Source organism: Streptomyces sp. 7R007, from assembly GCF_054850255.1.
The window spans coordinates 541,101-555,377 of the sequence record NZ_JBTWMV010000001.1; the positions used below are offsets into that span (position 1 = coordinate 541,101).

Annotated in this window: 12 protein-coding genes; 6 read left to right on the forward strand and 6 right to left on the reverse strand. The window is 74.7% G+C overall.

Features of this window, described 5'->3' with window-relative positions; translation table 11 throughout:
* Nucleotides 1–20 precede the first annotated feature (20 nt).
* Entirely contained in the window at nucleotides 21–587 is a 567-nt protein-coding gene (locus ACYF6T_RS02585; protein WP_461693011.1) for a hypothetical protein, read from the forward strand.
* Here ACYF6T_RS02585 and ACYF6T_RS02590 read toward each other — a convergent pair.
* A complete protein-coding gene (locus ACYF6T_RS02590) occupies nucleotides 581–1,693 on the reverse strand; it encodes a DNA glycosylase AlkZ-like family protein (RefSeq protein ID WP_461693013.1) in 1,113 nt (370 codons plus the stop codon). The two genes, ACYF6T_RS02585 and ACYF6T_RS02590, sit on opposite strands and share 7 nt — an antisense overlap.
* A 106-nt stretch (nucleotides 1,694–1,799) precedes the next feature.
* Between ACYF6T_RS02590 and ACYF6T_RS02595 the strand changes: the two genes are divergently transcribed.
* The 3 genes from ACYF6T_RS02595 to ACYF6T_RS02605 are packed head-to-tail and all read left to right on the forward strand — an operon-like array spanning nucleotide 1,800 to nucleotide 4,421.
* Entirely contained in the window at nucleotides 1,800–2,351 is a 552-nt protein-coding gene (locus ACYF6T_RS02595; protein ID WP_461693014.1) for a heme-binding beta-barrel domain-containing protein, read from the forward strand.
* Entirely contained in the window at nucleotides 2,348–3,142 is a 795-nt protein-coding gene (locus ACYF6T_RS02600; RefSeq protein ID WP_461693015.1) for an N-formylglutamate amidohydrolase, read from the forward strand. The genes ACYF6T_RS02595 and ACYF6T_RS02600 overlap by 4 nt, the downstream gene beginning before the upstream one ends.
* A 58-nt stretch (nucleotides 3,143–3,200) precedes the next feature.
* Nucleotides 3,201–4,421, forward strand: coding sequence for a cytochrome P450 (locus tag ACYF6T_RS02605; RefSeq protein WP_461693017.1), 1,221 nt, complete (start codon nucleotides 3,201–3,203; stop codon nucleotides 4,419–4,421).
* Nucleotides 4,422–4,436: 15 nt separating this feature from the next.
* On the opposite strand, the gene ACYF6T_RS02610 is transcribed toward ACYF6T_RS02605, so the two are convergent.
* Genes ACYF6T_RS02610 through ACYF6T_RS02620 form a run of 3 tightly spaced genes read right to left on the reverse strand, consistent with a single transcriptional unit; the run spans nucleotide 4,437 to nucleotide 6,975 of the window.
* Nucleotides 4,437–4,901: a hypothetical protein gene (locus ACYF6T_RS02610; RefSeq protein ID WP_461693019.1), complete on the reverse strand. Its 465-nt coding sequence runs from the start codon at nucleotides 4,899–4,901 to the stop codon at nucleotides 4,437–4,439.
* Between the two features lie 2 nt (nucleotides 4,902–4,903).
* Nucleotides 4,904–5,479: an RNA polymerase sigma factor gene (locus ACYF6T_RS02615; protein ID WP_461693021.1), complete on the reverse strand. Its 576-nt coding sequence runs from the start codon at nucleotides 5,477–5,479 to the stop codon at nucleotides 4,904–4,906.
* Nucleotides 5,480–5,538: 59 nt separating this feature from the next.
* Complete coding sequence (locus ACYF6T_RS02620; protein WP_461693022.1) at nucleotides 5,539–6,975, reverse strand: S8/S53 family peptidase; 1,437 nt, start codon at nucleotides 6,973–6,975, stop codon at nucleotides 5,539–5,541.
* 148 nt (nucleotides 6,976–7,123) lie between these two features.
* On the opposite strand from ACYF6T_RS02620, the gene ACYF6T_RS02625 reads away from it, so the two are divergent.
* Nucleotides 7,124–9,688: a CHAT domain-containing protein gene (locus ACYF6T_RS02625; protein WP_461693242.1), complete on the forward strand. Its 2,565-nt coding sequence runs from the start codon at nucleotides 7,124–7,126 to the stop codon at nucleotides 9,686–9,688.
* Nucleotides 9,689–9,794: 106 nt separating this feature from the next.
* Here the strand turns inward: ACYF6T_RS02625 and ACYF6T_RS02630 are convergent, their stop codons facing one another.
* A complete protein-coding gene (locus ACYF6T_RS02630; RefSeq protein ID WP_461693023.1) occupies nucleotides 9,795–11,600 on the reverse strand; it encodes a LuxR family transcriptional regulator AbsR2 in 1,806 nt (601 codons plus the stop codon).
* Nucleotides 11,601–11,695: 95 nt separating this feature from the next.
* On the opposite strand from ACYF6T_RS02630, the gene absR1 reads away from it, so the two are divergent.
* Nucleotides 11,696–12,778 (forward strand): beta-glucuronidase AbsR1, encoded by a 1,083-nt coding sequence (gene absR1, locus ACYF6T_RS02635; protein WP_461693024.1) that lies wholly within the window; start codon nucleotides 11,696–11,698, stop codon nucleotides 12,776–12,778.
* Nucleotides 12,779–12,902: 124 nt separating this feature from the next.
* On the opposite strand, the gene ACYF6T_RS02640 is transcribed toward absR1, so the two are convergent.
* Nucleotides 12,903–14,276 (reverse strand): NtaA/DmoA family FMN-dependent monooxygenase, encoded by a 1,374-nt coding sequence (locus tag ACYF6T_RS02640; RefSeq protein ID WP_461693026.1) that lies wholly within the window; start codon nucleotides 14,274–14,276, stop codon nucleotides 12,903–12,905.
* Between the last annotated feature and the right edge of the window lies 1 nt (nucleotide 14,277).

Sequence of the window (14,277 nt, forward strand, 5' to 3'; positions counted from 1 at the left end):
GAGGGGCCAAGGGGGTGCCCGTGTACGACGTTTCCTCAGCCCGGGCCGTGGCGTCCGGCCCCTGGTACGCCACGGAGACCTTCTGGACGGCGGCCGGGGTCGCGGTCGCCGTGCTGGTGGGCTGCGGCGCGATCTGGGCCGCGTTCCGCGCGGCGCACCCCCGACGGCGCCTGAACTGCACGGTCGAGCACGCCCCGTTGGTGCAGCCCATCGACGGGTGTCTGGAGATCCGGCGCAACGGCACCCCGCTCACCGAGCCGTACCTGGTGACGGTGGTCCTCACCAACCCGGGCCGCCGGGACATAGCCAGCAGCGCCTTCGACCGCAGCGAGCCGTTCCGGGTGCGGCTCGCCGTGCCCTACGCGGAGCTGCTCGACACCGAGTCCCGGCCGCCGGCCGCCCAGTCGCCGCCCGCCTGGATCCGCGACGGCGAGCTGCACATCGGGCCGGGCCGGATCGGCTGCGGGACCACGACGACCTACCGCGTGCTCGTCGACACCGTCCCGGTCGTCGGCTGCCGGCACTCTCTCCTGGACGTGCACGTCCAGTGCACGATCGCGCCGGCGCGGCAACCGCTCGGTCAGTGAGACGGGGTGGCCGGGTCGAGCTCCAGCTCCAGCCAGCGCGCCAGGTCCTCGATCTCGCGGCCGACCTCGGCGCGCATGGCTCCGGTGAACGGCTCGTCCTCGTGCAGTGCGTGCACGCGCAGGACGCCGGACTTGCGGTCGGCGGTGGCGTCGAGCTTGCCGACCAGCCGGTCGCCGTACAGGACCGGCAGCGCGAAGTAGCCCCAGCGGCGCTTGGCGGCCGGTTTGTACATCTCCAACTGGTAGTCGAACGCGAAGAGTTCGGTGGTGCGTCTGCGGTCGTGGACGAGCCGGTCGAAGGGGGACAGCAGGGCCGCCCGGCCCTCGAAGGGCTGCCCGAGCTGCGCGGGGTCCACCCGCCAGGTGCCGCGCACGCCCTCGACGACGGCCGGCTCGCCCGCCTCGCCCACGTCCGCCGGCTCCACCTGGCACTCCGGTCCCCGGGCGCGGGCGATGCCCAGGGCGCGCAGCCGGCGCTCGTCGCGCAGGCGCAGCGCCTCCTCGACGGGGACGGGCGGCGTGCCGGGGTAGACCCGGTCGGCCAGGTCCCACAGGCGGTCGCCGCCCGCGCGTCCGGCGACGGCGACCTCGCCGCGCTGCACCATCAGCTCCAGCAGCTTGGTGACGTTGCGGTGGTTGGTCCAGCCGCTCGACCTCCACGGCGTGACGCAGGTGTCCGGGAGCGCCCGGGAGGGCAGCGGTCCCTCGCGGCCGAGCCGGTCGAGAAGGTCCCGGCGGCACGCGTCGTTGGCCGCCACCCAGGTGCGGTGGTACTCGCGCCACGACGACGGCGTGCCCCGCTCGGGCCACTCGGCCATCTCCGCCCGGTACAGCGCGAGGTCCTCGGCCGGCCGGACCATCGCCTGCAGCTCCAGCAGCGTCCGCTTCTCCAGGGCGCCGGTCAGCTCGGCGGTGTCGTACGACGATCCGAGCCTGCTCCAGACGACCAGGTCCGCGTTGGGCGCGATCGCGGCGGTGGGGTCGATCTGCAGCAGGGTCAACCGCCGCACCACGTCGAGCAGCCCGGCCGGACGGGAGGCGTCCAGCAGTTGCGCGCGTACGGCGATGCGGCGGGCTTCGGTGCGCGAGAGCTCGTGGACGGTCATGGCAAGGAGGCTAGGGGACGGGTCTGACAGTGAGGATGTGGACGGCATCGCGCGGGGTGCGGCCTAGGCTGGCCCCGGCACCGGACCGACCCCGAGGAGCGCACCCGTGTCCGACACCGCACCCGAGCACCCGTACCCCGACGCCCACGGGCCGGACGAGGCACCCGCGCCGCACGCCCTGCTCGCGCCGGTGCTCGGCCTGCTGGGCACCTGGTACGGCCGGGGAGAGGGCGGCTACCCGACGCTCGACGAGGACTTCGCGTACGCGCAGGAGGTCGTCTTCACGCACGACGGCCGCCCGTTCCTGCGCTACGAGGCCCGGGCCTGGCTGCTGGACGCCGACAGGGCGCCGCTGCGTCCGGCGGCCCGGGAGAGCGGCTGGTGGCGGCTGCAGCCCGACGGCCGGGTGGAGGCCCTGATCACCCAGCCCACCGGCATCGCGGAGATCGCCGTCGGCCGCGCGGCGCCCGGCACCGTCGACCTGGCCACCGACGACGTGGCGCTCACCCCCACCGCCAAGGAGGTCACCGCCACCCGGCGCCGCTACACCCTGACCGACGACGGCACCCTCACGTTCGTCCACGACCTCGCGGCGGTCGGACAGCCGTTGCAGCACCACCTGACGGCGCTGCTGCGCCGCCGGGAACAGGGCCGTTGAGCGTGCCGTCCTCCTTCGAGCTGCTGCCCGGAGCCGACGCCTCCCCGGTGATCCTGCACGTGCCGCACTCCGCGCGGGCGATCCCGGCCGGCGTACGGGCCGGCATCGTCCTCGACGACGCCGCGCTGGAGCGGGAGCTGGACCACATCACCGACGCCCACACGGCCGAACTGGCCGCCGCGGCGGCGCAGCGGTGCGCCCTCGCCCCGTGGCGGTTCGTCAACCGGCTGTCGCGGCTGGTCGTCGACCCGGAGCGGTTCCCGGACGAGCGGGAGGAGATGCTGTCCGTGGGGATGGGAGCCGTCTACACGCGGACCACGCACCGGGAGGTCCTGCGGCCCGCGGACACCGACCCCGAGCCGCTCGTCGAACGCTACTTCCGGCCGTACGCGCGGGCCATGACGGACGCCGTCGCCGACCGGCTGGCCGCCACCGGCCGGGCCGTCGTCGTGGACGTGCACTCCTACCCCACCGCCGCCCTGCCCTACGAACTGCACGGCGCGGGGCCCCGGCCGCCCGTCTGCCTCGGCACCGACCCCTTCCACACCCCGCCCGGGCTGCTGGCGGCGGCCCGGGAGGCGTTCGCCCACTGCGGGGAGACGGGACTCGACAGCCCCTTCGGGGGGACGTACGTGCCCCTGGAGTTCTACGGCAGGGACCCCCGGGTGAGCGCGCTGATGGTGGAGATCCGCCGGGACACGTACATGACCGAGCCGGGCGGACCCGCCGGCCCGGGGCTGGAGCGGCTGGCCTCGGCGCTCGCCGTGCTCGTCGACGCCGCGGGGCGCTGACCGTCCGGCTGGAGCACTCCCGCGCGACACGCGGCCGGGCGGCGGTGAGGGTGGGGGCATGACCGAGGAGACCACCACGCTGACCGGGCAGGCACCGCCCCCGGTACGGGACTGGCCCGCGCTGGACGTGCCGGGGACCGACTTCGACCCGGTGCTCGCCGAGCTGATGCGCGAGGGCCCGCTGACCCGCATCCGGCTGCCGCACGGCGAGGGCTGGGCGTGGCTGGCCACCCGCCACGACGACGTCCGGCTGATCACCAGCGATCCGCGCTTCAGCCGCATGGAGGTCACCCGCCGTCAGGTGACCCGGCTCGCCCCCCACTTCGCGCCCCGGCCCGGCTCGCTGGCCTGGGCCGACCAGCCGGAGCACAACCGGCTGCGCAAGCCGGTCGCCGGCGCCTTCACGGTGGGGCGGATGAAGCGGCTGCGGCCCCGCGCGCAGGAGATCCTGGACGCCCTGGTCGACGGGTTGGTCGAGGACGGGCCGCCCGCGGACCTGGTCGAACGGGTGCTGGAGCCCTTCCCGCTGACCGTGGTCAGCGAGGTGATGGGCGTGCCCGTCGCGGACCGCGAGCGGGTGCACGGCTGGACCCGGCAGATCATCTCCACCTCCGGCGGCTCCGAGGCCGCCGACCGCGCCAAGAAGGGCCTGTACGGCTGGATCGCGGAGACGGTCAGGAGCCGGGCCGGCAGCACGGACGAGGACGTGTACGCGCTGCTCGGCGCCGCCGTGGGACGCGGCGAGATCAGCGAGGAGGAGGCGGTGGGCCTCGCCGGGCCGCTGCAGATCGGCGGTGAGGCCGTCACGCACAACTGCGGCCAGATGCTGTACCTGCTGCTGACCCGGCCGGAGGTGCGGGAGCGCACCCGTGAGCCGGCCGCCCGCCCGGCGGTGCTGGACGAGCTGCTGCGGTACATCCCGCACCGCGCCTCGGTGGGCCTGGCCCGCATCGCCCTGGAGGACGTCGAGCTGCACGGCCACCGCATCCGGGCCGGCGACCCGGTGTACGTCTCCTACCTCGCCGCCAACCGCGACCCGGACGTCTTCCCCGACCCGGACCGGATCGACGCCGACCGCGACCCCAACCCGCATCTGGCGTTCGGCAACGGACCGCACCACTGCACCGGCGCGGTGCTCGCCCGGATGCAGACCGAACTGCTCGTCGACACCCTGCTGGACCGGCTGCCGGGGCTGCGGCTCGCGGTCCCCGCCGATGCCGTGGTCTGGCGTCGCAAGACCATGATCCGGGGACCGCGGCGCCTGCCGGTCACCTGGTGACCGGCAGGCGGCCGGTCAGGCCGTCAGCCAGTCCGTGACGAGGACCCCCTCGCCGGTGCGCAGCTTGAGCGCGAACGGGCCGGAGGGGGGCGCGTCGTGGGTGAAGCGCCCCATGTCGTCCGTCGTCAGCGCAGCCCCCGCCTGCGGCCCGGTGAGCACCTCGATCCGGGCCGGCTGCGGCGGCAGCACCTGCCCCATCAGTCCCTGCGCGGTCAGTTCGACGTCGACGGTCACCTCGCCCGCGTGGAAGGTCAGCATCCGCGGGGTGTCCGTGGCGCCCCTGACGGGCAGGGCGTCGACCACCGAGTCGAAGGTCAGCTCGGCGATCCGGGCGTCCAGGTCGTGCAGGGCGAAGGCCTCCACGGCGATCTGCCGCAGCTGGGGCGGCACCGGGTCCAGGATGGCCGTGGCCCGGCGCAGCTCCTCCTCCACCAGGGCGCAGTCGAACTCCTCGCCGTCGAACACGTCGTCGTCGCTCATGCTCACACCGCCCCTCGTGCTTCGAGTCGTGCCTTCAGCCGCCGCAGACAGCGCTGGCGCAGCGGGCCGATGCTGCCCACGGCGATGCCCAGCGCGGCGGACACCTCCTGGTAGCTGGGCGGCGGCGAGGCCATCAGCACGCGCAGCAACTGCCTGCACCGGTCGCCCAGTTCCTCGAACTCCTGCCACAGGTGCCGGATGCGCTCGTGCTCCGCGGCCGCGTCCTCCGAGTCCAGCAGCGACTGCTCGGGCGTACGGTCCTCGCTGACCCGGTCGAGCAGCTGCGGATCGTCCGTCACGGTCAGCCGCCTCAGACTCTTGAGGACCTTCAGGCTCTCGTGGCGCGCGGTGCTCGCCAGCCACGAGCCCGCCTTCTCCGGTTCGCGGATGCGCCCCAGATGCTGGGCGAAGCGGAACCACACGGTCTGGTAGACCTCGTGCGCGTCGGCGTCGGAGAGCCGGTGCGCGCGCACGACGGACCACACCAGCGGGCTCAGCCCTTCCACGAGCGCCTTCCAGGCCGCCGCGTCGCCGTCGACGGCGGACCGGACCAGCGCGCCGACATCTGTACGGTCCACGGCCCCACCCCTCGTGTACGGCATGACATCGTACGCCGTGGAGGGGGCGGTTCCAGACCTCATGCCTGAGGTGCCAGCAGCGTGACCGGCGTGGGGGTCCAGGCGGCCGGGCGCAGCGCCGGCACGTGCGCCCCGCGCACCTCCGCGTACGCCGTGTTCGCCGCGAGCAGCTGGCGGCGCGCCACGCGCGGGTCGCTCTCCTTGTTCGCCGTCATGTAGGCGGCGACCAGGCCGGCGGCCACGGGGGTGGCGAAGGAGGTGCCGCTCCAGTGCGCGTAGCCCTCGAACATCACCTGGTCCGCCTTCGCGGCACCGGGGTCGCCGTTCGCGCTGAGCACGCCGGTGTGCCGGGGGTACTGGCAGGTGCACGCGTACGTGAAGCCGTACCGGCAGGCGTCGTAGGTGGTGTGCTGGTAGACGTACGGCACCGGCGCGTCGAAGCCGGTCAGGGTGCTGGTGAGGCGCTCGCCGGGGGCGTACACGTTCACCCAGGGGCCGTGGTTGGTGAAGCAGGCGCCGTACTCGCCGTCGCTGCGCAGCGCGCCGACCGACAGCACGGCGTCCTGGTAGTCGGGCAGGGAGGCGTAGGCGGCGGGCCAGAACGGGGTGGCGCTGGCGTTGTTGCCGGCCGCGGCGACCAGCAGGGTGCGCTGGGTGCGCAGTTCCTGCATGAAGCCCTCCACGCCGAGCAGGCCGTCGGTGCTGCCGTTGGCGGTGCCGGCGGACAGGCTGATCAGGTCCGGCCAGCCGTTGGCGTCGACCGCGGCGAACAGCCGCTCGCCGAACTGGTCCTCCAGGATGGCGCCGGCGTCGTTGAGGGTGTTGCGCACGGTGACGTCCGCGTGCGGCGCGACGGCCGCGACCAGGCCGGCGATGAACGTGCCGTGGCCGACGTACTGCAGGAGGTTGCCGTCGGCGTCGGTCTCGGTGCCGTGCAGGTCGCCCTGGACGTGGGCGAGCAGCGGGACCAGGCCGTGGTCGTGGGTGAGGCCGTTGTCGATGACGAGGACGCCCACGGCGGTGCCGGCGCCGTCACCGGTCCCGGACGGCGCCGGGTTGGTGCCGCCGGTGAGCGGGGCGGGCACGGGCTCGTCGCCGGGGCAGGAGTTGACCGCGATGGACACCACGTGGTTGCGGCTGACCAGCCGGCGGCCCTGCCGCTGCTCGTGCTCGCGCAGGGCGCGCAGGGCGTGCGCGACGTGCCGGTCGGCGCGCCGGTCGCCGTGGCCGGGGTCGCCGACCTGGATGCGGGTGATGCCGGAGCGGTTGGTCTCCGGGCTCGCCCGCCGCACGTGGTCGGCGGTCAGGCCGGTGGCCTCGGTGAAGTGGGCGCGCACGGTGTCCTCGACCAGCCGCGCCTCCTCGCCGTCGCGGGCCAGCACGACGCCCTTCTCGTAGAGGAACTCGCCGGCGTCGTCGGGCCCGATGGCCAGGGGGACGTCGGGCATGGAGCGCTGGATCTGCTCGAACTGCTCGTGGAATCGCTGAGGTGCCATGGCGTGTCCTCCCACTGAGGCGGCGGTCGCTAGTCAGAGCCGCCGGGTCGCTGATTGATACAGCACCAAACCGGTGTGGCGGGCAACGAGGACCACTACCATCCGTGGAGTGACAGCGGGAAACGACTCGGTTCTCGAACTGCTGCCGATGGTGTTCGCCGCTCCCCAGGAGGCCCTGGCGCGGGCCCAGGGGGTGCTCGACGCCGACCCGTCGCCGTGGAGCGCCTCCGTCGCCCACCAGGTGATCGGCATCTGGCAGCGGGACTGGGGCGACCTCAGGCTCGCACTGCGCCATCTGCGCCGCGCCCGCGATCTGGCGGCACGCGCCCAGGCGCCCGACCGGGAGGCCGACGTACTGGCCGCGCTCGGCGTGGCGCTGGTGCACGCGGGCCGCACCCGGCAGGGCCTGGAGGCCCTGGAGCGGGGCGTGACGGTCAGCAGCGGCCACACCCGCGCGCGGGTCCTCTTCCGCCGCGCCTACGCCTCCTGGGTGCTGGGCCGTCACAAGGAGGCCCTGGAGGACGTACGGCGCTCCGTGCCGGTGCTGCGGCAGGCGGGCGACGTGATCTGGACGGCGCGTGCGCTGACGCTGCGCGCCACCGTGCACCTGGCGCTCGGCGCGGTCGACCGGGCGGACGCCGACTTCACGGCCGCGCAGGCGCTGTGGGACACCACCGGCCAGGAGCACGACAAGGCCGACGTGGTGGAGAGCCGGGGGCTGGCCGCGTTCCGGGCGGGCGACATCCCGGCCGCGCTGCGGTTGCTGGACGAGGCGCAGGAGCGCTACGAGGCGCTGGGCACGCCGAGTTTCATGCTCTACATCCGGCGTTGCGAGACGCTGATGGCGGCCGGGCTCGCCCCCGAGGCGCTCGCCGAGGCGGACACGGCCATCGGCGTGCTCGACGGCATCGGCGGGCAGTCCACGCGCAAGGCCGAACTGCTGCTGGTGGCGGCCCGCGCGGCCCGGATCGCGGGGGACCCGCACACGGCGATAGCGCGGGCGGCGCTGGCGGTGCGGCTGTTCGCGGGACAGCGGCGGACCTGGTGGGAGATGCACGCCCGGCTGGTGCTGATCGAGGCGCGGGTCGCCGCCGGGCGCGGGTCGGGCCGCCTGGTGGCGGACGCGGCCGCGGTGGCCGACCGGCTCGCCGCGCTGGGTGCGCCGGCCGCCGCGTCGGCGTCGCTGCTGGCGGGCCGGATCGCGCTCGGGCTGGGCTGGACGGAGGACGCCGAGCGGCATCTGGCGGTCGCCGCCCGCAGCCGGCGCAGCGGGCCGCCGCTGGCCCGGATGACGGGCTGGGCCGCCCAGGCGCTGCGGGCCCGGGCCACCGGCTCCGGCCGCGGGGTGCTGGAGGCGTGCCGGCGCGGTCTGGACGTCCTGGACGACCATCGCACCACGCTGGGCGCCTCGGAGCTGCGGGCCCGGGCCACCGCGCAGGGCGCGGAGCTGGCGCAGCTCGCCCAGCAGGTCAGTCTGGAGTCCGGTGAGCCGCGGCGGCTGCTGATGTGGAGCGAGCGCTGGCGGGCCACCGTGCTGTCGACGCCGCCGACGCGGCCGCCGGCCGATCCGGTGCTGCAGAGCAGTCTGGTGGCGTTCCGTGAGATCGCCGCGCGGGCGGAGGAGGCGCGCCGGGAGGGGCACCCGGTGCCGGCCCTGGAGCGTGAACGGCGGCGGCTGGAGCGGGAGATCCGCTCGCGCACGCTGCACATACGGGGGGACGGCACCGGTGACGGACACCGGTTCGACGTCGGGCGGCTGCTGACGGAGCTGGGCGAGGTGCGGCTGGTGGAGCTGGCCGTGCTCGACGGGCGGGTGCAGGTGCTGCTGTGCGGGGGCGGGCGGGTACGGCGCTTCGAGGCGGGGCTGCTGGCCGACGCCGAGGTCGAGGCGGAGCATGTGCAGGCCGGGCTGCGGCGGCTGGCGCATCCCGGGGCGGAGGCGCGGCTGCCGCTGGTGGAGGCCATGGGGCGGCGGCTGGAGGAGCTGCTGCTGGGGCCGGCCGCCGCGCAGCTGGGCTCCGGGCCGGTGGTCGTCGTACCGCCGGGGCGGCTGCACCGCGTGCCGTGGGCGCTGCTGCCGTCGCTGCGGGAGCGGGTGCTGAGCGTGTCGCCGTCGGCGAGCAGCTGGCTGCGGGCGCGTCAGACGCGGCCGCCGGAGGGCGGGCGGCACGTGCTGGTGCGCGGGCCGGGGCTGGCGACCGGCGGTGCGGAGGTGCCGGAGCTGGCCGGGCGGTACGGCGGGCCGACCTTGCTGGAGGACGACGACGCGCGTGTGCCGTGGGTGCTGAAGGAGATCGACGGGGCGGCGCTCGCCCATATCGCCGCGCACGGCACCTTCCGGGCGGACAGTCCGCTGTTCTCGTCCCTGCGGATGGTCGACGGGCCGCTCATCGTGCACGACTTCGAGCATCTGGACCGCAGCCCGTACCGGATCATCCTGTCCTGCTGCGAGACCGCGCGCTTGGCCTCGGTCGGCGCCGACGAGCTGCTCGGCCTGGTCACCGCGCTGCTGCCGCTCGGCACGGCGGGGGTGGTGGCGAGCAGCGCGCCGGTCAACGACGAGGCGGTCGTCCCCCTGATGCTCGCCCTGCACAAGGGCCTGGGCGACGGCCTCTCCCTGGCCGAGGCCCTGCGCGACGCCCGCACCGCCCTCCCGAACGACGCCCTCCACCAGGCGACGGGCTGGGCGTTCACGGCGTTCGGGGCGGCGTGAGGACGGACCGCGGGGCACGGGCGTGGGTGGGGTCGTGGTGGGCGCGGGGTGGCGGCCTGACCCCTCCCCCGAATACTGGGGGTCAGACCGCCGGTCCGCGGGTGGCTCAGGCCGGCTGGGCCGCCGGGAGTTCCATGAGCCACGGCAGCGCCGCCCGGTCGCTCGCGCCGAGGCGGGCGTAGGCGCTGTACAGGTGGTTGCCGACCGTGCGGATCGACAGCGTGAGCCGTTCCGCGATCTGGCGGTTGCTCAGTCCCGCCGCGGCGAGGGTGACGATCTGCCGCTGGCGGGCGGTGAGTTCGCCCAGCACGAGGCCGGACAGGGCCGGCGTGCGGGCGCCCTGGCAGCGGCGGGCCAGGGCCACGGCACGCGTGCGTGACGTGCGCGCCGCCCGCGGATCCCGGTGCGCGGTGACGGCCTGCGCGTACGCCTCCGCGGCGAACAGCAGGAACCCCCGCTCCTCCAGCGCCGCGGCCGCCCGGTCCAGCCCCGGCCCGTCCGCGCGCGCGAGGGCGTCGGCGTGCCGGGCGAAGACCCCGTCGGCGGGCAGCAGGGCGGCGACCTTCTCGGGCGCGCCGAGGCGTACGGCGTCGTAGAGGCCGTACACGTCCGCACCGGCGAACGCTTCGAGGACCGCCTCCTCCACGTCCCCGCGCGCCACCGCCGACCACACGGCGCACCCCCCACCGTCGCTGACCGGCTGCCCGGACTGCGCGGCGGCCAGGGCGAGTTCGGCGCGGCAGTCCGCGTCGTCCGGGGCTTCCCGCAACCCCTCCCCCGCCCAGGCCGCCGCCTCCCGCAGCTCCCCCCGAAGCCGCGCGAACCGGGCCCGGACCGCCGCGTACCCGGCCGGCACCGGCGCGCCCTCCCCCGCCAGCCACTCCCCCACCGGCGTCGGTGTGGCGCGCACGTCCGCCCGCTCCAACCGCCGCGTCAGCTCGGCCTGTTCGGCCCTGAGAGCGGCCCGGCAGTCGTCCGGCGTCCGGGCCAGCCGGCGCGCCCGCAGGGTGCCGGCCGCGGCCCGCAGCACCGGGCCGTACAGGGGGCGGGCGAGACGGACGCCGCCGTGGTCGTCGATGCGGATCAGGCCGTCGGACTCCAGCCGTTCGAGGATCCGCAGGTCGAACTCGTCCATGACCGGCGCCAGCGGTTCGGCGAAGGCCAGGCGTTCGAGGATCTCCCGCTCGTCCCCGCGGGCGTGTTCGAGGACCTCGCGGGCGTGGGCGCGGAGGGTCGCGGTCACCGGCAGCGGCCCGCGCCAGGCCCGTTCGCCGCTGTGCGCCGACCGGTCGAGCAGACCGTGGTCGCGCACCGCGTCCACCACGTCGCGCAGCAGCCGCAGATCGCCCTGGCACAGGTGGTGCAGCCGGTGCAGGGTGAGCGGTTCGAGGCTGCCGACGGCCGCGGCGAGGAGCTGTTCGGTGTCCTCGCGGGGCAGCGGCTCCAGGGCGAGCCGGGGCAGCAGCTCCCCGGTCCACAGTCGGGAGACCGCGCCGGGCACCGGGACGTCGTCGGCGGCGGCGACGATCAGCCGGGTGCGGCCGTGCACGGCGAGCTGGTGGACGAGGGCGGCCGAGGCGTCGTCGAGCAGATGGGCGTCGTCGACCAGCAGCAGCCGTACGCCGGACAGGAGCTGGACCGCCCGGTGCAGCGAGACCGTCTCGGGCAGCAGGTGGGTGAACGCGGCGAAGGGGATGTGCCGGGTCTCGGGCGTCCCGGCCGCGCGGGCGCGGTCGCCGCCCCGTACGGCCTCGGTGACCAGGCGGGTCTTGCCGCGGCCCGTCGGGCCGGTCACCACGATGCCGTGCCGGCCGGCGGTCAGGGAGCGGCGGACCAGTTCGAGTTCGTCCTCACGTCCGGTGAACGGCCAGGGCAGTTCAAGTGTCTTCGCGTCACGTTCGAATGTCGTCACGGGAGTATGAGCACGAGTACTCACGTCTGATACAGGGTGACTTGAGTAGCCCCCGACTCAGGCGCCTGTGACCCTGCTCACGGCAGGCTGTGCGCATGACCGCCGGACGCTACTGCTCCCTCGCGCAGCAGTCCGCCCCCGCCTTCGCGCCGGGGCTGACCGCCGAGCGGCGCGGTGCGCTCGTGGCGGGGAACCGGATGTGGGTCAACGGCACGGTCCTGCACTATTACTTCTTCGACGACGACACGGACGGCTCCGTCATCCCCGTACCGGGCACCGGGCAGTCGCGGCGGGTGCCGTGGGTGGGGACCGGCGAGCAGCGGGACGTGGTGCGCGCCTGTTTCCGGGAGTGGCAGGACCTCGGCATCGGCGTGGCCTTCGTCGAGGTCGGCGACCGCTCGGAGGCGGAGCTGCGGATCGGCTTCCAGTCCGGGGACGGCTCCTGGTCGGCGGTGGGCCGCGACGCCCTCCAGGCCGGGGTGAACGACCGCACGATGAACTTCGGCTGGGACCTGACCGCGCCCGGGGAGCGCTGGACGGCCCTGCACGAGATCGGGCACGCGCTCGGCATGCGGCACGAGCACCAGAGCCCGTTCGCCGGCATCCACTGGGACGACGAGGCCGTGTACGCCGAGCTGGCGGGCCCGCCGAACTTCTGGGGCCGGCACACCACCGACGTCAACGTCCTGCGCAAGCTGGACCGCGACGAGGCCAACGGCTCGGTGTGGGACCCGCAGTCGATCATGCAGTACCCGTTCCCGGCGGGGCTGATCCTGGAGCCGGAGCAGTTCCGCAAGGGCCTCACTCCGCCCGGGTCGCTGTCGCCGGCCGACAAGGAGTTCGCGCTGCGCTGGTACCCGCCCACCGCACGTCCGTCGGCGCTGGAGCCCTTCCGGTCGGTGCCGTTGCGGCTCGGGCCGGGCGAGCAGGCCGACTTCGTGGTCGAGCCGCCGGAGACCCGCGACTACACCGTGGGCACCTTCGGGGACGGTGACGCGGTCGTCGTGGTCTTCGAGGAACGGGACGGGGAACCCCGTTACCTCGCCGGCCGGGACGACGGCGGCACTTCGCGCAACGCCGCCATCAGGGCCCGCTTCGTCAGGGGCCGCCGCTACTTCGTCCGCGTGCGTCTGTACTCCGCCTGGGGAGCGGGACAGACGGCGGTCATGTGCTGGTGACAGCGCACGGCCGCGGCACGCGGGCGGTCCGGACCACTGTCCGGCGCCGGGGGAAAGGGCCCGGACCGTCACCTTCGGGGGAGGGAGGCGGTCCGGGCCACGCCACGTGCGCGGCCGCGGGACCTCAGGAGGCCGCGCGGGCGCCCCGGGCGTCGTCCGGATGGGCGAGGCCGAGGTGGTCGCGCAGGGTGGGGCCCTCGTACTCGGTGCGGAAGACGCCCTGTTCCTGCAGCAGCGGTACGACCTTGTCGGCGAAGGGGTCGAGTCCGGCGGGGGTGATGTGCGGGACGAGGATGAAGCCGTCGGACACGTCGGCCTGGACGAAGTCGTTGATGGTCTTGGCGACGGTGGCCGGGGAGCCGACGAAGGTCTGCCGGTTGCCGGTGTGGATGACCAGGTCGCGGATGGACCAGTTGTTGGCCTCCGCCAGTTGGCGCCACTCGCGTGCGGTGGCGATCGGGTCGCGGTACATGCGCACCTGGGCGCGGCCCTTGGAGATGTGGTCGTCGCCGACGGCCGGGTCGATGTCGGGCAGCGGTCCGTCCGGGTCGTAGGCGGACAGGTCCCGGTTCCAGACGAACTCCAGGTGCTTGATGGCGGTGGCGCCGCTGACCTGCTGCCGGCGCACCTCGCGGGCGAGGTCCTCGGCCTCGGCGTCGGTGTCGCCGAGCACGAAGGTGGCGGCGGGCAGGATCAGCAGGTCCCGGTGGGTGCGGCCGTACTTGGCGAGGCGGTTCTTGACGTCGGTGTAGAACGCCTGGCCCTCCTTGAGGGTGGCGTACCGGCTGAAGATGGCGTCGGCGCTCGACGCGGCGAACTCGCGGCCCTCCTCGGAGTCGCCCGCCTGGAAGACGACGGGCCGGCCCTGGGGTGAGCGGGGCACGTTGAACTGGCCGTGGATGTCGAAGTGGTGGCCGGTGTGGACGAAGGAGCCGGCCTTCGCGTCCCGCAGGAAGACGCCCGCCGCCTGGTCGGCGAGGATCTCGTCCCCGTGCCAGGAGTCGAAGAGTTCGTTCGCGGTGGCCAGGAACTCCCGCGCGCGGGAGTAGCGCTCCTGCTGCGGCAGGAATCCGCCGCGGCGGAAGTTCTCGCCGGTGAAGGCGTCCCAGGAGGTGACGACGTTCCAGGCGGAGCGGCCGCCGGAGAGGTGGTCGAGGCTGGCGAACTGGCGGGCCACCTCGTAGGGCTCGTTGAAGGTGGAGTTGATGGTGCCGGTCAGGCCGAGGTGCTCGGTGACGGCGGCCAGGGCGGCGAGGATGGTGAAGGTGTCGGGGCGGCCGACGACGTCCAGGTCGTAGATCTTGCCGCCCTGTTCGCGCAGCCGCAGTCCCTCGGCGAGGAACAGGAAGTCGAACTTGGCGCGTTCGGCGGTGCGGGCGAAGTGCGCGAAGGACGCGAACTCGATGTGGCTGCCGGCGGCCGGGTCGCTCCACACGGTGGTGTTGTTGACGCCCGGGAAGTGCGCGGCCAGGTGGATCTGCTTCAGCGGTTTGGTCATG

What these genes read in the sequence shown, in the direction of transcription:
- ACYF6T_RS02620 (WP_461693022.1), bottom strand. Translation starts at nt 6,975, where the DNA reads ATGGCACCTCAGCGATTCCACGAGCAGTTCGAGCAGATCCAGCGCTCC.
- ACYF6T_RS02640 (WP_461693026.1), bottom strand. Translation starts at nt 14,276, where the DNA reads ATGACCAAACCGCTGAAGCAGATCCACCTGGCCGCGCACTTCCCGGGC.
- ACYF6T_RS02610 (WP_461693019.1), bottom strand. Translation starts at nt 4,901, where the DNA reads ATGAGCGACGACGACGTGTTCGACGGCGAGGAGTTCGACTGCGCCCTG.
- ACYF6T_RS02625 (WP_461693242.1), top strand. Translation starts at nt 7,124, where the DNA reads ATGGTGTTCGCCGCTCCCCAGGAGGCCCTGGCGCGGGCCCAGGGGGTG.
- ACYF6T_RS02605 (WP_461693017.1), top strand. Translation starts at nt 3,201, where the DNA reads ATGACCGAGGAGACCACCACGCTGACCGGGCAGGCACCGCCCCCGGTA.
- absR1 (WP_461693024.1), top strand. Translation starts at nt 11,696, where the DNA reads ATGACCGCCGGACGCTACTGCTCCCTCGCGCAGCAGTCCGCCCCCGCC.
- ACYF6T_RS02590 (WP_461693013.1), bottom strand. Translation starts at nt 1,693, where the DNA reads ATGACCGTCCACGAGCTCTCGCGCACCGAAGCCCGCCGCATCGCCGTA.